At 54.0% G+C, this 20566-nt stretch carries 17 protein-coding genes; all 17 read right to left on the reverse strand.

The features are described 5' to 3' along the window. Window positions 1-110 precede the first annotated feature (110 nt). The 17 genes from BMZ66_RS19495 to BMZ66_RS19575 all read right to left on the reverse strand — a co-directional run bounded on the left by BMZ66_RS19495 (window position 111) and on the right by BMZ66_RS19575 (window position 20550). Window positions 111-3995, reverse strand: coding sequence for an ATP-binding protein (locus tag BMZ66_RS19495; RefSeq protein ID WP_234795168.1), 3885 nt, complete (start codon window positions 3993-3995; stop codon window positions 111-113). Window positions 3996-4245: 250 nt separating this feature from the next. Continuing rightward, on the reverse strand, window positions 4246-4638 hold the full coding sequence (locus BMZ66_RS19500; RefSeq protein ID WP_234795169.1) for a DUF983 domain-containing protein: 393 nt from the start codon (window positions 4636-4638) through the stop codon (window positions 4246-4248). Beyond that, complete coding sequence (locus tag BMZ66_RS19505; protein ID WP_092677453.1) at window positions 4638-4892, reverse strand: hypothetical protein; 255 nt, start codon at window positions 4890-4892, stop codon at window positions 4638-4640. Before BMZ66_RS19505 ends, BMZ66_RS19500 begins: the two co-directional genes overlap by 1 nt. A 65-nt stretch (window positions 4893-4957) precedes the next feature. Then, a complete protein-coding gene (locus BMZ66_RS19510; RefSeq protein WP_092677455.1) occupies window positions 4958-5527 on the reverse strand; it encodes a DUF420 domain-containing protein in 570 nt (189 codons plus the stop codon). Then, complete coding sequence (locus tag BMZ66_RS19515; RefSeq protein WP_092677457.1) at window positions 5511-6185, reverse strand: thioredoxin domain-containing protein; 675 nt, start codon at window positions 6183-6185, stop codon at window positions 5511-5513. Before BMZ66_RS19515 ends, BMZ66_RS19510 begins: the two co-directional genes overlap by 17 nt. A gap of 3 nt (window positions 6186-6188) precedes the next feature. Next, window positions 6189-6530 carry a cytochrome C oxidase subunit IV family protein gene (locus tag BMZ66_RS19520; RefSeq protein WP_092677459.1) on the reverse strand — a complete coding sequence of 114 codons (342 nt, stop codon included), beginning with the start codon at window positions 6528-6530 and terminating at the stop codon, window positions 6189-6191. Window positions 6531-6628: 98 nt separating this feature from the next. Then, on the reverse strand, window positions 6629-7399 hold the full coding sequence (locus tag BMZ66_RS19525; protein ID WP_092677461.1) for a cytochrome c oxidase subunit 3: 771 nt from the start codon (window positions 7397-7399) through the stop codon (window positions 6629-6631). A gap of 21 nt (window positions 7400-7420) precedes the next feature. Next, window positions 7421-8008, reverse strand: coding sequence for a cytochrome c oxidase subunit 3 (locus BMZ66_RS19530; RefSeq protein ID WP_092677463.1), 588 nt, complete (start codon window positions 8006-8008; stop codon window positions 7421-7423). A 93-nt stretch (window positions 8009-8101) separates the two neighbouring features. Next, window positions 8102-8953 carry a heme o synthase gene (cyoE, locus tag BMZ66_RS19535; protein WP_092677465.1) on the reverse strand — a complete coding sequence of 284 codons (852 nt, stop codon included), beginning with the start codon at window positions 8951-8953 and terminating at the stop codon, window positions 8102-8104. Window positions 8954-9019: 66 nt separating this feature from the next. Continuing rightward, on the reverse strand, window positions 9020-10168 hold the full coding sequence (locus BMZ66_RS19540; protein ID WP_092677467.1) for a COX15/CtaA family protein: 1149 nt from the start codon (window positions 10166-10168) through the stop codon (window positions 9020-9022). Window positions 10169-10291: 123 nt separating this feature from the next. After that, the gene (locus BMZ66_RS19545) at window positions 10292-12172 is read right to left on the reverse strand and encodes a cytochrome c oxidase subunit I (protein ID WP_092677804.1); all 1881 of its coding nucleotides are present in this window, start codon (window positions 12170-12172) and stop codon (window positions 10292-10294) included. A 32-nt stretch (window positions 12173-12204) separates the two neighbouring features. After that, window positions 12205-13278 (reverse strand): cytochrome c oxidase subunit II, encoded by a 1074-nt coding sequence (locus tag BMZ66_RS19550; protein ID WP_092677469.1) that lies wholly within the window; start codon window positions 13276-13278, stop codon window positions 12205-12207. Window positions 13279-13371: 93 nt separating this feature from the next. After that, a complete protein-coding gene (locus BMZ66_RS19555) occupies window positions 13372-14706 on the reverse strand; it encodes a quinol:cytochrome C oxidoreductase (RefSeq protein WP_234795170.1) in 1335 nt (444 codons plus the stop codon). A gap of 3 nt (window positions 14707-14709) precedes the next feature. Beyond that, on the reverse strand, window positions 14710-15510 hold the full coding sequence (locus tag BMZ66_RS19560; protein ID WP_092677471.1) for a c-type cytochrome: 801 nt from the start codon (window positions 15508-15510) through the stop codon (window positions 14710-14712). After that, the gene (locus BMZ66_RS19565) at window positions 15510-16037 is read right to left on the reverse strand and encodes a DUF3341 domain-containing protein (RefSeq protein WP_092677473.1); all 528 of its coding nucleotides are present in this window, start codon (window positions 16035-16037) and stop codon (window positions 15510-15512) included. The genes BMZ66_RS19560 and BMZ66_RS19565 overlap by 1 nt, the downstream gene beginning before the upstream one ends. Beyond that, window positions 16030-17490 carry an NrfD/PsrC family molybdoenzyme membrane anchor subunit gene (gene nrfD, locus BMZ66_RS19570; RefSeq protein WP_234795171.1) on the reverse strand — a complete coding sequence of 487 codons (1461 nt, stop codon included), beginning with the start codon at window positions 17488-17490 and terminating at the stop codon, window positions 16030-16032. Before nrfD ends, BMZ66_RS19565 begins: the two co-directional genes overlap by 8 nt. Window positions 17491-17511: 21 nt before the next feature. Continuing rightward, window positions 17512-20550, reverse strand: a complete 3039-nt coding sequence (locus BMZ66_RS19575; RefSeq protein ID WP_092677475.1) for a TAT-variant-translocated molybdopterin oxidoreductase — start codon at window positions 20548-20550, stop codon at window positions 17512-17514. Between the last annotated feature and the right edge of the window lie 16 nt (window positions 20551-20566).

Raw genomic sequence — 20566 nt, forward strand, 5'->3', positions numbered from 1 at the left:
GGTGCCTTGTTTTAGAATGGCTTAAGCTGCTCTGTCAATTAACCCCGTCACCTGCGCAGCGGCTCCCAACCCTACTCTCAGCCAAGCATCAGCTCAGACCGAACCGACCCTCACCCAGCCAGCGGCAGCTCAATGTGAAATTGCGTGCCTTCGTCCACTTTGGTTTCAAACCAAATCCGTCCTCCCGCACTCTCAATGCCGCGCTTGGCTACCGCCAGCCCAATGCCGGACCCCGTTTCCTTAGTCGTGAAATTGGGCACGAAAACCTTTCCTCTCACCTCATCGGGAATGCCCGCCCCGTTGTCGCAAATGCTCACCCGCAGGCGGCCACTGTCGGCCGGCACCAGCGACACGCCAATGTGCGGCTCCCGGCCGTGGGGCACAGCCTGCCGCGCGTTTATCAGCAGGTTGTTAAAGGTGCGCACCAGCAGGTTTTCGTCCGCGTACACCACGTAGCGCTCGCTTTCCGAGTCCGGAGGCAAGTGCAGTTCCAGGGCGCCGTCGTTGGTGTCGGGCTGGTGCAGGGCCGCGCAACGGCGCAGAATCGCCGCCACATCCAGCCGTTCGGGACGCATGGCCGGCAGGTTGGTAAACGTGCTAAATGACGTGGCAATGTCGCTCAGCACGTCGATTTGAGTAATAAGGGTTTGAGAAATCCGCCCAATCAATTCCTCAGCGTTCGGCCGGCGCTCGTTAATTGCTTTCTGCAGAAACTGCAGGCTCAGCTTCATCGGCGTGAGCGGGTTCTTGATTTCGTGGGCCACCTGCCGGGCCATTTCGCGCCACGCCGCCTCTTTTTCCTGAGCCGCCAGCTCCCGCTTACTAGCCTCTAGCTTGGTAAGCATGGTGTTGTATTCGCGCACCAGCAGACCAATCTCATCGTCGGAGCTGCGGTAGTCCAGCAGTTCGTTTTCGCCAGTCAGAGTGGTTAGCGTCAGCTTTTCGGTAATGAGCTTAAGCGGAGCCGTGAGCTGCCGCGCTGCCACAAAAGCCAGGCCCAAGAACAGCAAAAACATCAACGTAAAGATGTTCAAGATGGTCGTAAATAGCTCGGTTAGCTTGGTATTCAGCTCTTTCTCAGAGTCAAAAAATGGAATCCCCACGTACCCGAGAATAGGCCCAGTGGGCAGGGCAGTATCATCGGCCGAGTCGTTGTTGAATTCATCCTGCAGCGAGGCGTCGCCGTCGAAATTTGCAGACGATTTGCCGCCCCGACGGTGTCTACTCTGCCCAATGGCATGCCCCGCCAGGTCGGATATCACCAGCTCCCCCACCCCAGCCCGCACCGGCAAATACAGCGCGTTGAACGACAGCGACCCCGCCCGCTCCGTGAGCAAAGCCCGCTGCTTGTTCTGTTCGCGCAGCGCCACCACAGCCTGTGGGTTCAGCAGCGGCCCCAACAGCCCGGCATCGAAAATCAAGGGCTGGCTGCTGGCCAGCAACTCCCCGTGCACATCGTAGAGGTTCAGGTCGGTTTCGGTCAGGCCCGCCACGTTCTTCGCTAGTGCCGCCAGCGTGGGCTTGGCCGTGCTATCCGAGAGCAAGTGGCGCTGCCGGCGCAGGCTCTCCAGGGCCAGCTGGCCGCGGCGCTCATACGTGCGGGTCAGGTCGCGCTGGTAAGAGGAAATAAGCTGACTGGCCGTGGCCACGCTCACCACCACCAGCGGCACCACAATGCCCACATTCAGCAGCAGTTGGATACGGGCACTGAAATTGAGCCGCAAACGCGCAATTGACTCCCGACGTAACAGGAGCAACAGCCCTACCACCAGCAGCCAGAAAAACGACGACATGAGGAACTGGAACGAGAAGTTGGCCAACCAGTCGCCCAGCGAGTAAGTGGCCGTGGTTACCACCACGGTCCGGTCCAAGGAGCCGCGCACGGCGTAGTGATGGTAGCCATTGAGGCTTATTCCCGCGTCGTACAGGCGCGGTTCGGCCAGCAGGCTGGTGGGCAGCCGGTTCGTGTAATCAAAGTCGCCTTCGCTGTACATCAGTCCGCCCTTGGTGTAGCCAGCGTAGCTGAGCTCGGTAGCGAGGCTAGGCTGAAAGAACTTCTGGTCGACCAGCAACTCGGGCAAAACGCTGTAGGAAGTAAGCTGCTTCAGCGTCAGCTCTACCCGCACCGCCCCTAGGGGCAAGCCAGACCCGCTCACGCGGTTGCCCGGCACCTTAACCTGAGCGACATAGCGGCGGGAGCTGAATGGATTACCCGAATGCAGCAGAAACACTCCGCGCTGGCCGGTTGGGGTAGCCGTGCGCTCCAGCTCGGCCCGCGACTCTACAAAGCTGGGAGTGCCGGGCGCGGCGCCCAAGGGCTCACCCGCTTCGTCGTAGAGAATGATGTTATTCTCGTATTTATCGAAGTAGTCGCTCAAATACTGCCGGGCAATGCGCTGGCGCACGGCTTCGGGCTGGCCAAAAGCAGCCGAAAGCGAACGGCGCACAAACGGGTCGCGGGCAATTTCCCGCATCCGCTCGCCCAGCTCAATCTCTCCATAAAAATCATTATCAATCAGCAAGTTGCTCGCCACCCTCTCCTTATCAACCAGCAGCTGCTTCTCGAAATGGGCGTAAAGTGCCAGCGCACCGGTTGCCGAGGCCAACGCCAGCAGCAGCACTATCAGCACCGAAGACTGGTAGCTTCCGGTCAGCGGTTCGGCGCGCAGGTTCACGGCCCGCACCAGCGCTGCAAACAGCAGCAACACCCCGGCCAGCAGCACCCAAGGCAGCTCCCAGGCCAAGCCCACGCCCAACAAAGGCAGCGCCGTCACGGCCGGCCCCAGCAGCAACGTACGCCGTGGCACGTGCTGCAGCAGCGCTCCCGCCAGCTGCGTCAACCCAAAAAAGACCACCAGCCACGCAGCCGTGTGCAACAGCACCGCCAGTCCCAGCAGTACCCAAAACCCTGTTACCTGCAGATTCCGGGTTATGTCCAGGCTTAGCTGCGAGCTGCCAAACGCCGTGGTGTAGTACATAAAAAGCAGCACCAGCCACCCGGCAAAGAACACGCCCACGCCCGCCGCGGCCAGCGCCTGCCCACCCGGCGAACGGGGCGCCCGCACCCGCTCCAGCACCCGTAGGCTTCGCCACAGCGCCATGCCGCCCGCTGCCACCAGCAAGGTGAGCATGGCGCTAATCAGCAGGTCGCCCAGCGACGGTGCCCACCAGGCAGCGGCGTACACCCGCGGGTCGAACAACGGCAATTCAATAAACGAGTAGGGCAATCCCAAATACAGCAACGCTCCCCGCAGCAAAATCAGCGGCAGCAACAGCACCAATACAGCCGTTCCGGGCCGCCGCGCCCGCCACCACCGCCGCGATAGCAGCAGCCATCCCGCTGCATACAGCAGGCAGCCTAAAGCCAGCAGAGCCAGCGGCACGTACTGGCCGGTCAGCGGGTTGGGCTGCAGTCGCTTTATCGAGAAAACGTAGTGGCCATTGGCCGATTCGAAGCGCGCCAGGCCTTTGGCGGTGCTGTCCACCACCACCTGCAGCTCCAAACCACGAAACAAGGCCTGTTCCCCCCCTTCCCGCAGGTAGCGGTTGTTGATGCTATAATGTCGCTCCAGTGGCAAATAGGTAAGCACGACGTACCGGCCCGCAGGGCTCTGCAAAAGCATAAAGTGCCCCGCTGGCGTTTCCACTACCCGCTGAGCAGCCAATATAGTTACATTGGACTCCGGTCGCAGCGTTGCATCGGACCAGTACCGTAGCTCGCCGTTCTCGAGCACACAGGTGGGGTACGTTACCTGGCCCAGCAGCTTTTGAAAACTGTAGTCGCCCCTGTTCAGGTGCACCGCCACGGTATCGGCTTCGCGCCGGGCTCTGGTCTCGGCATCGCGCACCAGCTTTTGCAAGCGCGTCAAATCGGTTCGCTGCACCACGGCCGGTTCCTGCGCATACCGGCTGGCCAAGTACCCATTCACAAAACACAACGCCGCGGCCAGCAGCAACAGCCAGTACAGACGACGCCGCGCGAAAAGTTGAGCCACTCTTATGCTTGAGTTTTGAAGGAATTACCACAAAGAAATTGCCAGGTCCCGCCCAAAGGCACGTGCCTAGCCTTAATACACACGATATTCTGCGGTATTAAGCAAAGTACAAGCCTAATAAACGGCAGGTTGCTAAGCTTTATAAAGAATCAACTAGCGGGCCGTTGTTCAGCAATTGGCTCTATGCAAAATCCAAGCCTAACAAAAATGCCACCCAAAGGTGGCATTTCCGAATATCAAAACCGAATGATTACATAGCCCTCGGCGCATACCCGGCATCGTACCGCGTGCCACCAAACGCGTAGAGCATCACAGCGCGCGCATACCGGAACATAAGCGGTGTGAATAGCAGCACGGCGGCCGCCACGGCCACCACATACACCCACACCTCGGGGTCATTAGCCAAGAAATACAGCATAACACCCACAATGGCCACTATAACAGTGGAAAACCCATAGCTGATATACATGGCTCCCCAGTAGAATCCCACTTCCGGCTCAAAGGCCTGTGCGCAAACTTGGCACGCCTCCGGCATTTCATCGAACTTTCGCAGATTCAGGGCCGAATGCGAAAACAGCTTGCCCTGGTGGCAGCGCGGGCAACGCAACGCCAGCAAGGCGAGCAGCGACGAATTACTCGCCACTATTTTTTAGCTGGCTTGGGATGCGTACGACGGTACCAAAAGTATCCTACCGCACCCATCAGAATGTAGGGCACAGTCATCATGTACACAATGCCCTTGTTGAGGCCTGCTACATCGTAGTCATCACGCTCCTGTCGAGCAGATTCTACCTGGGTTTTACACATCACGCACTGCGCGCTGGCCGCCAGCGGCGCCAAGCTCAGCAATACGCCCAATAATAGGGCAAAAGAGGCCGCAAAAAATGTCTTTTTCATGTTATTAGAACACTAGGATAGAAGCAAAGTTTCCCGCCTCAGCATTGGTTGTCTCCGGCTGCTGATTAGGTGTAATACGGTGAAATCATAAAGTATACGATAACCCCAGTCACTGACACATACAGCCAGACAGGAAAGGTCCACCGCGCAATAGACTTGTGCTTGGTGTACTGCCCGGTCAGGGCAAAATACAGCGTGAATAGCACCAAGCCCACCGTCACAACTGCAAGAGCGATGTGCGTAAGCAGCAAAAAGAAATACGCATAGCGTATGGCGCCCACGCCCCCAAACTTCACACTGTCTACCTGCGAGTGGTAAGCCACGTAGGAAAGCAAGAACAGCCCACCCAGCGCGAAGGCAGTGCCCATCATTGCGCGGTGGCGCAGCACCTGCTTCTGCCTGATAAAGTAATAGCCGGCTACCAGGCACACCGCCGTGAGGGAGTTCAGCACCGCATTCACGGCTGGCAGAAACTTTACCTCCGCGCCCGGTATGCGAAATAGCTGGGGAAACGAAAACAACACCGCCACCAGCAGTGGCACTACCACTCCCAGGGTGCCCAAGATGATTTTATAGCGCGTGTAGTCGCCCGGCGCCATCACGGGCGGATGCAGTTGTTCAGTGGGGGTGTTCATAATCGTAAAGCTGCACGGTTACTTCCGTGAGTAAGCGGTCGATTTCGCGGCCGTCGGTGCCGTCGTAGATGCCACGCACCCGACGCTGGTTGTCAACTAGTAACAGCCGACCCGCCGGTATGTTAGCCGTAAAAACTGCGCCGGGGAGTCGCTTGGGGTCTGCCGTCAGTCTAAATTCCTGAAGCGTCAGGCGCTTGAGGGTGTCAGGTGCTCCGGTAACAAAAAACCACTTACCTGCAATGGTACCATATTGCTCAGCCAAGCGAGTTAAAGCAGTTGGATTCGCGGCGTCCGCACTCAACACAAAGGTGACCAGCCGCACCCGCTGCTCCTTGCGAAATTTTTCCTGAACCCGTAGCAACTGGCGAGCTACGCGGGCGCTGGCTTCATCGTCTGCGTAAAACTGAGCTATGTACAGCCCTTGATTAAGTTCCTGGCTGCTCACCTGCCGGCCCGTGGAGGCAGAAAGCTGGAACGGCGCAATTTGGTGGAAAACAGTATCGCGCTGCCACTTACCGCCAACCTGAGTGGAATCCACTCGGTCGGGCAAGTAAGATGGCAGCGCGTAACGGTTTTTGCCGAAGCTGAACAGAAACAAAAAAGCCAGTACCGGCAACAACAGCAGCAGCCCCAGCAACAAGGTTTGGCGGGGCCGCATCTGCTATTTAAACATGTTTTGCAGTACCTCGCCTACGTAGGAGCCCTCGGTAACCAAAGCAACCAGCAACCACACCAACAAAGCCATCGGCACCAGAATGGTCCAAATCAGACCCTTCGTCTCGTGCTTCAAGTGCATGAATTCAGCCACAATGAAGAACGCCTTCATAATGGTGAGCACAATGAAGATGCTATTGCGGAAAGTGCTGGGTTCCATCAGGAACACAAACACGAATTCCACGGCCGTTATGCCGACCAAAATGAAGAAGGTTCTCCAAATCCAACCGGTATTCGGCTTGGCAATCTCCCCTACCGGGGTATTTTCATCAGTTGCGTGAGCAGCCATAACAAGTAATTGAGTAATTGAGTGAACGAGTGAGTTTGCAGAGAATAAGTAACCAGAATACAGGTCGTCGTCTAGTTACTCATTCGCTCATTCACTACTTATACGAGGTAGAAGAACGTAAATACGAATACCCACACCAAGTCTACAAAGTGCCAGTACAAGCCGATTTTCTCAACCATCTCGTAGTGGCCACGCTTGTGAAAGGTGCCGTTGGTGGTGGCGATAAAGCACCAAATCAGCAGGCAGACCCCGGAAAGCACGTGCGTGCCGTGGAAGCCGGTGATGAAGAAAAACAGGTCAGCAAATAGCACCGGTCCGTATTCATTCATAGCCAGGTTGGCTCCGTGAAAAGTAGTGCCATCGGCCATCAGCATGCCCTTTTCCGTGCCGTGGATGAAGTGACTCCATTCCCAGGCCTGGCTGAGCAGGAAGGTGGTACCGAACAGAATAGTCCACAGCAGCCACTTCTGCACATCGTTCTTATCCATGCGGTGGCCAGCTTCTACGGCCAGTACCATCGTCACAGAGCTCAAAATCAGAATCATCGTCATCAACGCCACAAAGCCCAGCGGCACGTCCATGCCATGCAAGCCCGGGAAGGCGTTGAACACACGGTCCGGAACAGGCCACCAACGGGTGCTGAACACGAACTCTCCAGTCCCTGTAAATACTTCGTGCTTATGACGAATGAGGCCGTAGGTGGTTAGAAATGCGGCAAAGGTGAATGCGTCAGAGAGCAGAAAGAACCACATCATCAGCTTGCCGTAGCTCGCTTTGAAAGGTTCGTTGCCGCCATCCCAGTTGCCAGTGCGTGGGGCGTCTTGGGTAGCGGAAGCAGCGGGTGACTGCAAAGTGGTCGGTTGGGCCATAGCGGACAGCGTAACGTCGTTTTAGTGGTTCAAAAGTAAGAACAAATACAGGTACAGCCAAAGCCCGCCCAGGAAGTGCCAGTATAAGGTAGCATTGCCAATCGAAAGCAGAGCGCGCGAATGCACCTGATAATTAAGGACCCGCCTCAACACTACGGCCAGAAAAACAAGGCCGGTAACTAAGTGAAAAGCGTGCACGCCCATCAAGACGTATACGAATGAGCCGGAAGGATTGGCGTCTGCTCCCCCAAAGTACGTGTTGCCCGCAACAAGGTCACCGAAGCTGTAATACTGCCCAACCAGGAAAGCCAGGCCCAATACTAATGCTACCGTCATCCCGGTTTTTACGCGGCCAATCTCATCTTTCCGCGCCGCGGCGTAAGCCCACTGCATGCTAGCGCTGCTCAGGGCAATGATAATAGAATTAATCAACAGCGAGAAGGGCAAATCAAACTCGCGCCAGTTGCCTTCATCGCGCCGAACAATGTAGCCGCTAGTGAAAGCTGCAAACATCATTACTATACTGAAAATCAGCAGAACAAGCAACACGCGCTTAGGATGCCAGCCAAGTCCAACTTCCTTGTCGGACAACGTTTCGGAAGGATTCATAATGATGGGAACGCCCGCTTACGCCGACGTAGATTATGGATAAAAATGAGAACGCGCCCGCTAACGTGTGCGCTCATTTATAACAACAAAAGGCTACATTTTGTCCAGTACCAACGCAATTTGTACGATAGGTAAGTACAGAAAAGATGCAAACATGATTCGTAGTGCGGCCTTGCGCGACTGAGTACGCATTAGTTGCACCGTAAGCAACAAAAACAGCACCCCACACACTACCGCTACTAGTGCCGAGACCCGACCCGAAATGTTAAATACCAACGGCAGCAAGCTCAACGGAATGAGCAAGAGCGTATAAGTCATTATTTGGAAAGCCGTACGCAAATCCCGATTGCCAGGTGACGGCAACATCTTGAAGCCCGCCCGCTTGTAGTCATCATCGGCAACCCAAGCAATGGCCCAGAAATGCGGAAACTGCCACATAAACTGAATGCCAAACAGCACCCACGCCTCAACCCCAATGTAGCCAGTGGCTGCAACCCAACCAATAAGGGGCGGCAACCCACCCGGAATAGCCCCTACTGCTACACAAACCGGTGAAATAGTTTTGAGCGGAGTATAGATGAAGCCGTAGAGAATGAGCGACAGCAATGATAAAGCTGCTGTAAGTGGGTTGAAGCAATAAGCAAGCAAGCTTAACCCACTAATCCCCAACAACACACAGAACACCCAACCCTCTGCTGGCGAAAGAATGCCCAGAGGAAGGGGCCGTTGGGCCGTTCGGGTCATCAGTTTGTCCAGCTCCCGCTCGTGAATTTGGTTGATAATGTTAGCCGAACCTGTCACCAGCAGACCGCCCAGCATTACAAGCAGGGCCTGGCTCCAGCTAAAATCACGCGCCCCAAGCATGTACCCAATAGCGCTGGAAAACGCTACCGTGAGCGAAAGCCGGAATTTGAGCAGCTGAAAATAGGCGCGGGCCTTTATCATTTATACCTGTAAAAGTTTCGTCGTTGGACTCTGGTTGAGCAACCCAGCCCAAACGGGGCCGCAAAGTTACGCAACAACGCGCCGGGCGGCATCCGAAGGCGCAATAGTTTCCGGGGTTTTTCGTGCCCTAGCCACCGCAAGCAATGCCAGAAACTGTACGCCAAACAATACGGTGGCCAACGTAAGGTGTATTGGCTGCACCGCGGCGGGCAGTGCAAAATAGGCTAGGATGATGCCAGCCAGAATTTCCAAACCCACAACTCCAAGCATGGCCATGGCCAATTTGGTCAGGCGGGTCCGCCCTAACTGCCAAAGCTCGTAGCACACGTACACATTCACCAGCAGTACCAACGCCGACATGGTGCGGTGTACACTGAACGTGGTTCCTAACTGCTCTACCCACGTTTCCCGCCCCAGGTGTCCGGCTGTAGCCGATACGATATCAATTTCTTCTCTCACCTGGGTGCCAAGCACAATCTGCCAGAAGGTGAGCAGCAAGGCTGCCCATAGTCCCAGCTGCAGGCTGCTAGAGGGGGCTTTCCGAAGATTGGACGAATTAAGAACCTCGCTCTCTTCCTCTTCTTTTACAACTCCAAGCTTTTCGAGCCGCCATTCTGCACGGTCAACTGCATATAATAGTAAGGCCACAATTACGAGTGCCAGTGCCATGTGGATGGTAACCATCACGGGCAGCAGATTCGTTGAAACGACCAGCGACCCCAAATAGCCCTGTACACCAGTCAAGACGAAGGAAGCAAATGCCAACCAGAAAATGGTACGGTCGCGGCGCCAATACGGGAAGGCAAAAATCACCGTCAGGAATACAAATACCCCAATTAATGCCCCCAGCAAGCGGTTGACGTACTCAATCCACGTTTTGACAGCGTTAAAGTCTGTTTCTATGTACTGAGTAGGGTGCGCAAAGATGCTACCCGCCACTTGCGCAAAACCTAGCCGCTCCAAAGTCCTCGCGAGTTTTTGGTTCTTCGCCACCCGCTGAGCAGTGTAAATCTCTTTATAGTCGGCGGGCAGCTGACTGGCTTCCGTAGGCGGAATCCATTGACCAAAGCACTTGGGCCAATCTGGGCATCCCATTCCACTGCCAGTGCTGCGCACTATACCGCCAACCAAAATCAGCAGGTACACCGAAACAACAGTCAGAATCCCTACAAATCTAAAACGGCGAACGGCTGGACTTATTTGTAAACTATTCATCTCTTTATAAACAACGTACCCTACCCAATTGTGCCGGAGAATTACTTAAAAAGACTAGCGCTATAAAGCAAAAGCGGGCCGCCGGTCAGGCGGCCCGCTTTGGGACTTTAGCTATGCAGCAAACTATTCTGCCATGTCTTGCTCGTACGGCAAGTTAGAAGACTGCGTCTTCGAGTACGGTACGTTTTGCGGAATGAAGTCCACTTCCGAGCCGGGCTTGCTATAATCGTAAGGCCAACGGTAAACAGCAGGAATCTCGCCGGGCCAGTTGCCGTGACCGGGGTTGACCGGCGTAGTCCACTCCAGCGTAGTCGAATTCCAGGGGTTCTGGGTAGCACGACGGCCGCGGAAGATGCTGTAGAAGAAGTTGAAGATGAAAATGAACTGGCCGAAGAAGGCAAGGATGGCCGCAATAGAGATGAACTTGTTCAAGTCAGCGAATTGCGAGAAGGCATCAAAGCCAGTCCAAGCATAGTAACGACGGGGGAAACCGGCAATTCCCACGTAGTGCATTGGCATGAACACCAAGTAAACACCCACGAAAGTCAACCAGAAGTGGATATAGCCAAGCTTCTCATCCATCATGCGTCCAAACATTTTTGGGAACCAGTGATAGACACCAGCAAACAAACCAAAGAATGCCGAGCTACCCATTACTAGGTGGAAGTGAGCTACCACGAAGTAGGTGTTGTGCATCTGAATGTCAAGGGTAGCGTTACCGAGGATGATACCGGTCAAACCACCTGCAATAAACAACGACACGAAGCCGATAGAGAAGAGCATGGCCGCAGTGAAGCGGATATTACCACGCCACAGGGTAGCCAACCAGTTAAACACTTTCACACCCGAGGGAACGGCGATAATCAAGGTCAGGAACATGAAGACCGAACCAAGGAAAGGGTTCATGCCCGTCACGAACATGTGGTGAGCCCACACAACGAACGAAAGCAACGAAATGCCAATCAGCGAGCCAATCATAGCGCGGTAGCCGAAAATAGGCTTGCGTGCATTGGTAGCCAATACCTCCGAAACCATGCCCATGGCAGGCATAATTACGATGTACACTTCAGGGTGACCCAAGAACCAGAACAAGTGCTGGAACAAAACGGGCGAGCCACCTTGGTTGCTCAAGGCCTGACCAGCGATGTAGATGTCAGACAAGAAGAACGACGTGCCGAACGAGCGGTCAAAAATCAGCAGCAGAGCAGCCGAGAATAGCACTGGGAACGACAGGATACCCAAGATAGCCGTCAGGAAGAAGGCCCAGATGGTAAGTGGCAGCTTGCTCATGCTCATGCCACGGGTACGCATGTTGATAACGGTGGTCACGTAGTTTACGCCACCCAAGAGCTGCGAAACGATAAACAGTGCCATGCTAACCAACCACAAAGTCATACCAGCACCTGAACCAGGAATCGATTGGGGCAATGCGCTAAGTGGAGGATAAATTGTCCAGCCAGCGGATGCGGGTCCAGTCTCAATGAAGAGCGATGAGAACATTACGATGCTCGACAGGAAGAAGAACCAGTACGAGAGCATGTTCATAAAGCCCGATGCCATGTCGCGGGCACCAACTTGTAGAGGAATCAGGAAGTTAGAAAACGTACCGCTCAAGCCAGCTGTCAATACAAAGAACACCATGATGGTTCCGTGCATTGTCACGAGTGCGAGGTAGAACTCTGGGTTCAATTTGCCAGCCTGAATCCACTTGCCCAGGAAGGGAGTTAACCATTGCATCGAACCTTCAGGCCAGCCCAACTGTAAGCGGAACAAGCTCGAAAGAGTGCCACCCAAGATGGCCCAAATCATACCCGTAATCAGGAATTGCTTGGCAATGGTCTTGTGGTCTTGGCTGAACACGTACTTCCACAGCCAATGCTGGTCGTGGTGCTCGTGGTCGTCGTGGTGCAGGTGGTCGCCGTGCTCAGTAGCGGGCACTGGCGAGGAGCCTCTGCCGCCCTGCGCTTCTTGCACGCTTGGCGAGAGATTGGGTTTGGCTGCCATGTCTGACATAAATGGATACCGTTAATAGTGATTTAGTAGGAAGCAGCCAGTGGCGATGGAGCAGCTTCTTTAGCTTCAGCGGGTTCAGCTACTTGTGAAACCGTTGCGGCAGGCTTCTGTTTGAGAGCAGCCAATACTTCTGGATTTTTCTTTGCGAACGACTCCTGAGCGGCGTACCAGTTCTGGTAATCGTCTGGCTCATCCACAATAACAGTTGCTTTCATAGCGAAGTGGCTACCACCGCATACCTGGTTGCAAGCCAATTCGTAGTTGAAGCCTGGATTGCCCAACTTAGCACGCATCTCATCGGTAGTCATTGTTGGCGTGAACCAGAAACGGGTAGGCATGCCAGGTACTGCATACATCTGCACGCGGAAGTGCGGCATGTAAACGGCGTGTAGCACGTCGCGCGAACGAATCTTAATCAGGACCGGAACGCCTTTGGGCACGTGGATTTCGTTCGTCGTGAAATCATCAAGAGCAGCATTGTCGCTCAAGTCAAAACCAAATTCATTAACCGCATCAATCATGCGATAATTAACCACACCCAACTTCATATCGCGGCCAGGGTAGCGAACCAACCAGTTGAACTGTTTGCCCATCACTTCAACTACAACCGACTCCTTGGGAGCTGGTCCGGTTATGCGAGTCCAAGCCTTCCAACCTGCGAAAATCAGTGCCGCCATGACAATGGCTGGAATGACTGTCCAGATAACTTCAATCTTGTTATTGTGCGCAAAGAAGTAAGCCCGACGGCCTTCTTTGTACTGATACTTGTAAGAGTAGATAAAAAGCAGAGCTTGCGTGATAAGGAAGGCAACTCCAATCACAGCCATAGTTGTCCAGAACATGCGCTCCATCTCGTGGCCGTGCACAGAGGCAATGGGAGGATTCATTTTGTTGAAATTCTCAACGAATGAATAAGCAAACCAAGCGCCACCAAACACCATGAACACGAGCATCAGAATAGCATTTACGCTATTGCTCATGCCAATATCCCGAGTGAAAGTGCCCGAAAAAATAGAAGTCAGAATCTGCAAGCGAAACAGCAGGCCGAAGACGACCAGCAGCAACACCAACACAAGCACAATAGTAAGAGCCGTCATTATCTGGAATTTGTGAGTTAGGATGCAGAAGTCAGAAACAAAGGAAGAGACATGATATCTATACCAACTTTCTGACTCCTATATGCCAATAATTTACGTGGTGTGGTGAACGCTCTCGTCCAGGAAGGGATGATGAACCGGAACAAGCGAGGCAGAAGCCAGACGGCGAACGAAAAGCATGAGGAAGGCACCGAGGAAAATGGCCGCAATGCCAATCTCTATTAAGAACCCACTTTCAGCCTTCATAGTGCCCGGCATGAACATCAAATAGAAGTCGGACCAGTGGCCAATCAGAATGGCAATACAAACGATTTTCATGATAATCATCTGACGCTTGGCATCCCGAGTCATAAGGCCCAAGAATGGAAATACGAAGTTGATAATCAGGTTGAAAAAGAAGATGCCAGTATAGCGACCTTCAAAGCCTCCTAAGCGCTGGTTGTAGTAAACAGCTTCCTCAGGCAAGTTGGCGTACCATATGAGCATGAACTGCGAAAACCAAACGTAAGTCCAAAAGATGCTGAAGCCGAACATCAGCTTGCCCAGGTCATGCAAGTGGTTTGAAGTTAAAGCTTTTAAGTAGCCTGCTTGTTTCAGGAAAATTGCAGTGAGTGCGATAGCAGCAATACCTGACACCCACCACGAAGCGAATACATACCAGCCAAACATGGTGCTGAACCAGTGTGTGTCAACCGACATTACCCAGTCCCAGGCCGACATAGACGAGGTTACAGCATAAAGAACCAGGAACAGCGCTGAAACATTAATGCTCTTGTGGAACCAAACCGTACCACCCAACTGGTCTTCGGCCAGCGAAAGCTGACGCAGCTTCCAGCTGAAGTATGCCCATATACCGAGGTAGATGATAGTGCGAATGAGGTAGAAAGGCAGGTTCAGGAAGCCGCTCTTTCCAGCGATGATAGCATCGTAGTTAGGGTTGCCCTTGTCCATAATGCCTTCGTGCGTCCAGTGGAAAATGTCGTGACGACCCAACAGAAACACAACCAACAAAATGACCGCGCCGGGAATAATCCAAGCACTCAGAGCCTCTGCAATGCGCTTAATCATTACCGACCAACCAGCGTAGGCCACGTAGTTGATGGCCATGAACACGGTGCCGATGGTCGACACACCAAGGAAGAAGATGTTGCTGTGCCAAAGGCTTACCAACACACGCTTCTGCCAAACAGGGCTGCCTTCGTGATGAACTGAAGCTCCAGCGCCATGACCTGCAGATGCGCCAAGGTGCCCTGCAGCTTCAGTAGCGGCAGCATGCTCTCCCTCACCAATATGAAAGATGGCAGCTATCAAGCCAAGGATGAGCACCACCACGCCTGCAACGATGATGGTGATAAATGTTTTACGGGCGCCATCCGTAACGACTAATTGTTCAGCCGTGGCGCTATTTTGATGCGTCAGAGTTGCCATAGGTTATTTCGTGCCGGAGGAGAAATGGGTTACGCCCGAGCCATTGGGAGCAATGGAGTGCATTTGACCGGGAGATGCAGCACCTTGCCCCGGGGTTGCGGACGCTTTATTAGCTTGCGCCTCGCCTACTGGACCCTGATAAGCGCGGTCAGTCAGCTCAGTTGGGCTAGCATTAGCAGTGCCAGTGCTTGTAGTAGGACCTTGTGCAACGAGTTTCTCGAGTGCATCAGGGCCTTCGCCACGCTGAAGTACCCGCACATACATGGCAATCTTCCAACGCTCCTCAGGGTTCACAATCGAACCATGCGGCATCATGCGGTTACGTCCCCACTGAATGACGTGGTAGATGTGGCCGTCGTTCATGGTTTTGTAAGCCCCAGCCGCGTAGTTGGGAACACCTTTGAACTTAGCGCCAACTGGGCCATCGCCAGCTCCTGCTTCACCGTGGCAGTGCGAGCAGATCCGAGTATAAAGCACCTTTCCTTCTTCCAAGTTTGCCTTGGTATAAGGGTAAGGATTGCGAAGCTTGCGCTCAGCGATACCCACACTATCTTTTGGAATGTGGTTGTAATAATCGAGCTTGCCCAATGGCACAGTGGCAATTGGTGGGGTGCGCTGATTAATGCCGAAAGCATTGACTTTGTTAAAGTTCGTTTGCTTAAGCGGCTCGTAAGGGATGGGGTCGTACATCTCTGGCGCGTACTGCACGCCCGGGTCATCAGGCCGAGGAGTACAAGCCGGAGCAAGCCCTAGGGATAAGAACAGCGCCGAAACGCGCAAGCTCAGGTTCAGCGTATGCTTCATTATTTAGTGGTCATTTCTTTTTGGTTGACTTCTGAAGCGCCGTTATCGCGCAGCAGTTGAGTCAGCCGAGAAAATTGCGAGCTGGTTTCATCCAGTTCGATGGCCATTACGAATTTGTCGTCGGTTGCACGCACGTCCATTACTGGCACTTTGGGGCGAGGATATAGCCCCGTGATAGTGAAGAACGTCAGCGCCATGCCGTGGCAAGTGAAGAAAACGGTCAATTCGAATGCAACCGGAATAAAGGCGGGCAGCGCAATGTGCGGTTTGCCACCAATAATCATTGGCCAGTCGAAACCAAGCATGTAAATCTGCATCCACAGCGCAAAGGACAAACCGGTCATGCCGAAAAAGAAAGCGGCAATAGGGAGGCGCGAACGTTCAATGCCGAGAGCATCGTCGATTCCGTGAACAGGATAGGGCGAGAACACATCGTAAATCTTCACACCGGCGGCGCGAACATTTTCTACGGCGTGCAGCAGCACGTCTTCGTCTTCGAAGATGCCGAGGGCATAGCGCTTAGTCATGCTTATTGTAGTTTACGGGTGCCGAAGCAGGAGCCCCGTGAATGGCAGGTTGAGGAGCGGGAGTAGCGTGGGCAGCCTTTTGCGGATTGTAAGTCGGGCCATTGTCCACAGTATACTTCAAGATGGTCTTCACTTCGGCCATGTTAATAACAGGGAAGAACTTGGCGAAAAGGAGGAACAGTGTGAAGAACAAGCCGAGGGTACCCACGTAGAGCCCGATGTCGATGATAGAAGGCGAGAACATAGCCCAGCTCGATGGCAAGTAGTCACGGTGCAGCGAGGTCACGATGATTACGAAGCGCTCAAACCACATACCGATGTTCACGATTATCGAGAGCACGAAAGTCAGCGGGATGCTGTAGCGTACCCGGCGAATCCACACCAGCTGCGGAGTGATTACGTTGCAGGTCATCATAGCGGCATAAGACCACCAGTACGGACCCGTAGCACGGTTGATGAAAGCATACTGCTCAAACTCAACCTGCGAGTACCAAGCAATGAAGAACTCTGTGATGTAAGCCACACCTACAATAGAGCCGGTTACCATCATGATTTTGTTCATGAGGGCAATGTGCTCCAGGGTGATGTAATCTTCCAGACGGAACACCACGCGAGTAATCAGCATCAGCGTGAGTACCATGGCGAAGCCCGAGAAGATGGCACCTGCTACGAAGTAGGGAGGAAAGATGGTGGTGTGCCAGCCTGGTACGACAGAGGTAGCAAAGTCCATCGATACAATGGTGTGTACCGAGAGTACCAGGGGTGTCGAAACACCGGCCAGAATCAGCGACACTGTCTCGTAGCGAGACCAAGCCTTGGCCGAACCTTTCCAACCGAAGCTCAGCATCGAGTAGCTAAACTTGGCAATAGAACCCTTCGCACGGTCACGGATAGTAGCAAAGTCTGGAATCAGACCAATGTACCAGAATACCAGAGACACCGTGAAGTAAGTCGAGATAGCGAATACGTCCCACAGCAGTGGCGAATTGAAGTTCACCCATAGCGAACCGAATGTGTTCTGGAATGGGAACACCCAATAAGCCAACCATGGGCGACCCATGTGAAGAACTGGGAACATGGCGGCGCAGATTACGGCGAAAATCGTCATAGCTTCTGCAGCCCGGTTGATGGAGGAACGCCACTTCTGGCGGAACAGCAACAGTACCGCCGAAATCAGCGTGCCTGCGTGGCCGATACCTACCCACCACACGAAGTTGGTAATGTCCCAGGCCCAGTTTACGGTTTTGTTCAGGCCCCACTCTCCGATGCCGTACCACACAGTGCGGTATACAGAATAGAAAAAGATACCCAGGAAAAACAGAGCTACGCTTAGGGCAGCCATCCAACGGATGTTGGGCTTGGCTTCTACCTGGTAGCAGATGTCTTGCGTTACGTCGTGTAGCGTTTTACCCCCGGTTACGAGCGGCTCGCGTACGGCTGATACGTGCTGCATAATCTTATAGGTTAGTGATTATTAAGCGTTTTCTTTAGCGAAGAACTCTGATTCTGCATTGCGAATCTTGGTCAAGTAGGTCACGTTCGGCTGCACGTTGATGGATTCCAAAGCGTGGAAAGCACGTTCGCCATCCTCACGACGCATCAACTGGCTGATGCGGCTGTTTGGGTCGCGCATGTCGCCGAACACAATAGCCTCCGTCGGGCACGACTGGGCGCAGGCCGAAACAATTTCACCGTCCATGGGACGACGCTTCTGCTTCTTGGCTTCGAGTTTACCCAACTGGATGCGCTGAATGCAGAACGAGCATTTCTCCATGACGCCACGGGCGCGAACAGTTACGTCGGGGTTCAACACCATGCGGCCGAGGTCCGTGAACATGTGTCCGTTAACGGTTTCAAACTTCTCATTGGAGTAGTAAGAGAACCAGTTGAAGCGACGCACTTTGTATGGGCAGTTGTTGGCGCAGTAGCGAGTTCCAATGCAACGGTTGTACGTCATTTGGTTCAGACCTTCCGAGCTGTGCGTGGTTGCCAATACTGGACATACCGTTTCGCAAGGTGCATGGTTGCACTGCTGGCACATCATCGGCTGGAAGATAACCTGTGGGTTGTCAGACGGGTCCTCCATGGCAGCGTAGGTACCAACTTTGCCTACGGTCTCAAACTCATCCTTGTGGTGGTCTGAGCTATAGTAGCGGTCAATACGCATCCAGTGCATTTCGCGGCGGTTAATAACCTCCTGCTTGCCCACTACGGCGGTGTTGTTCTCAGTCTGACAGCCAATCACGCACGAGCCGCAGCCAATGCACGAATTAAGGTCTATCATCATCCCCCAATGGTGGTTGTTGTACTGGTAGTCCTGCCACAGCGAAACCTTGTTGGGCTTCTCCAAGCCATCAGGCGTAGCAACTTTCTCGTACTCAGTTACCTCCTTAGGATTCTTAATGTACTGGGCCAGGGTGTTCTCTTGAACAACTGGCTTGCGGTCCATTATGGTATGGTGAGTCTGGGTTTGGGCGATGGGTGAAGTAGCATCCGTCTTCTTCAACGTTACCACATTGCGGTACATCAAACCATTTGAGGCCGCCATCGCCAGCGGAGCTGCATTTGCTCCCACTTGGTCGCCGGCTTTGCCAGACTGCGTACGGCCGTAACCGAGCGCTATACCCACAGTGCCATTGGCTTGACCAGGCTGAATCAACACGGGCAGCTCAACGGTGTAACCGTTAGCAGTCACTTGAATTACATCGCCTTGCTCCCACTCGTTGTCAACTGCCATTTTGCGTGGCACGGCAACGTAATTACCCCAGGTAGCTTTAGAAACCGGGTCGGGCAATTCTTGCAGGAAAGGGTTGTTAGCTTCGCAACCAGCAGCGCCCAGACCTACTTTTTCATACAGAGCCAATTCAACAGCGTTGGCAGCAGTCTTAGGAGCACGGCCAATCTGGTCGATAGCTGCTGCAGGGCTCAGTGCAGCGGTTGTTGCAGGGGCAGCAGCTAGTGCCGTACCGGTAGCAACACCATCGTGCACCACCTTATCCCAAGCGGCGTCGTTGGGGGTCAGGGCACGCCAAGTGGCGCGCAGGTACTGATAATACGTCGTGTTATTTCCAGCCCAACGCAACAGGCTTTCCTGACCCTGGCGCGTTGAGAACAGCGGCGTAATGACGGGCTGAGCCAAGCTCAAGAAGCCGCGCTTAGGCTCATAGTCGTTCCACGATTCCAGCCAGTGGCTATCGGGAGCAGCGTATTGGCAAAGCGCACCGGTTTCGTCCAACCGGTCGTTCATGGAAATAGTCAGGGGCACTTTGGCAATGCCTGACTTTACCTTGGCACCCAATGGGTGGTTGAATACGGGGTTGGCGTTGTAGAAAATGACTGCACCAACGCTGCCGTTGTTCATGTCATTCACTAAAGCCGCCATGCGAGCGTCGTCGCCTTGGCGGACATAGCTCGGGGCATTAGGATTGATGGTAGTTCCAACGCTACCCAGTGCCGCGTTCATAGCAGTTACCAGAGCCTGAACAGCTGGGTCGTTTGAACCAGAAATTACTAGGCTGGCGCCACGATTGGCAGTCAGGTCCCGCGCAGCTTGGGTGAGTTTGTCGTTTTTGTAGGCTGAGGCACCACCAGCACCGGTTACGGCATTGTACAATGCTAAAGCAACCTGGCCCATTTCCGAAGGCTTCACTGGCACACGGATGTCCGCGTTACAGCCGCTAAGGGTCATGGCAGTTTCGAACTGGTAGTGGCGCGACATCGTGCGCTTGTCCCGGTTCACTTTGCGAGTCATGGCGTACTGACGGCCATATTCAACAGGTGAAATCCAAGTACCAAGGAAGTCGGCATCGAGGCTCACGACGATGTTGGCACGGCTGAAATCATAGCCGGGTACCGTTCCACCGTTGGCTTGCAGCAAAGCTGACGCCGACTGCGCGTCATACATGACGTGCGTGGTGTTGGGGTAACGAGCGGCAAACTCAGCAATAGCCCGCTTAGTAGTAGGGCTAATGATGGTGGGCGAAACAATGGCAATACGACCGGTGGTAGCAGCCAGTTTGCTGCGCACTGCTCGGTCAAAAGCAGCTACTTCCGCCTTCTCATAGCCATTGCCCGATTTGATGGCAAAGTTTTGCAGACGACCACCGTCGTAGAGGCTCAAAACAGCAGCTTGCGCCCGTGCCGACAAACCACCGTTGGTGATGGGCGACTCAGGGTTGCCTTCTAGCTTAATCGGCCGACCCTCGCGGGTCTTCACCAACACGGCGTTGTAGTCAGCGCCGGTGAAGTAGGTCGAAGCGTAGAAGTTGGAGATGGCCGGGTCAATCTCCTCAGGTTTATTCAAATAAGGGATGGCCTTGCGAACAGGTGCTTCGCAGGATGCCAAGGTGGCCGCAGCCACACCAAAACCCATTAGTTTGAGGAAGTCGCGACGAGGAGCCGCAGTAGCATCTTTGCTCGCGTGGCTTTCCTTGACCGGCATGAACTCGGCAAAAGCCGATTGCATGAACTCCGGTGCGCTTTCCAGTTCCTCAATTCCTTTCCAGTACTTCATTTGGGAGGGTAATCAG

It is taken from the genome of Hymenobacter arizonensis (assembly GCF_900115775.1).
Taxonomy (GTDB): domain Bacteria; phylum Bacteroidota; class Bacteroidia; order Cytophagales; family Hymenobacteraceae; genus Hymenobacter; species Hymenobacter arizonensis.

Coding starts and splice junctions, on each gene's coding strand:
- BMZ66_RS19540 (WP_092677467.1), bottom strand. CDS start 10,168: ATGAATAGTTTACAAATAAGTCCAGCCGTTCGCCGTTTTAGATTTGTA.
- BMZ66_RS19555 (WP_234795170.1), bottom strand. CDS start 14,706: ATGGCAACTCTGACGCATCAAAATAGCGCCACGGCTGAACAATTAGTC.
- nrfD (WP_234795171.1), bottom strand. CDS start 17,490: ATGCAGCACGTATCAGCCGTACGCGAGCCGCTCGTAACCGGGGGTAAA.
- BMZ66_RS19510 (WP_092677455.1), bottom strand. CDS start 5,527: ATGAACACCCCCACTGAACAACTGCATCCGCCCGTGATGGCGCCGGGC.
- BMZ66_RS19575 (WP_092677475.1), bottom strand. CDS start 20,550: ATGAAGTACTGGAAAGGAATTGAGGAACTGGAAAGCGCACCGGAGTTC.
- BMZ66_RS19530 (WP_092677463.1), bottom strand. CDS start 8,008: ATGAATCCTTCCGAAACGTTGTCCGACAAGGAAGTTGGACTTGGCTGG.
- BMZ66_RS19560 (WP_092677471.1), bottom strand. CDS start 15,510: ATGAAGCATACGCTGAACCTGAGCTTGCGCGTTTCGGCGCTGTTCTTA.
- BMZ66_RS19545 (WP_092677804.1), bottom strand. CDS start 12,172: ATGGCAGCCAAACCCAATCTCTCGCCAAGCGTGCAAGAAGCGCAGGGC.
- BMZ66_RS19505 (WP_092677453.1), bottom strand. CDS start 4,892: ATGAAAAAGACATTTTTTGCGGCCTCTTTTGCCCTATTATTGGGCGTA.
- BMZ66_RS19550 (WP_092677469.1), bottom strand. CDS start 13,278: ATGACGGCTCTTACTATTGTGCTTGTGTTGGTGTTGCTGCTGGTCGTC.
- BMZ66_RS19515 (WP_092677457.1), bottom strand. CDS start 6,185: ATGCGGCCCCGCCAAACCTTGTTGCTGGGGCTGCTGCTGTTGTTGCCG.
- BMZ66_RS19565 (WP_092677473.1), bottom strand. CDS start 16,037: ATGACTAAGCGCTATGCCCTCGGCATCTTCGAAGACGAAGACGTGCTG.
- BMZ66_RS19520 (WP_092677459.1), bottom strand. CDS start 6,530: ATGGCTGCTCACGCAACTGATGAAAATACCCCGGTAGGGGAGATTGCC.
- BMZ66_RS19525 (WP_092677461.1), bottom strand. CDS start 7,399: ATGGCCCAACCGACCACTTTGCAGTCACCCGCTGCTTCCGCTACCCAA.
- cyoE (WP_092677465.1), bottom strand. CDS start 8,953: ATGATAAAGGCCCGCGCCTATTTTCAGCTGCTCAAATTCCGGCTTTCG.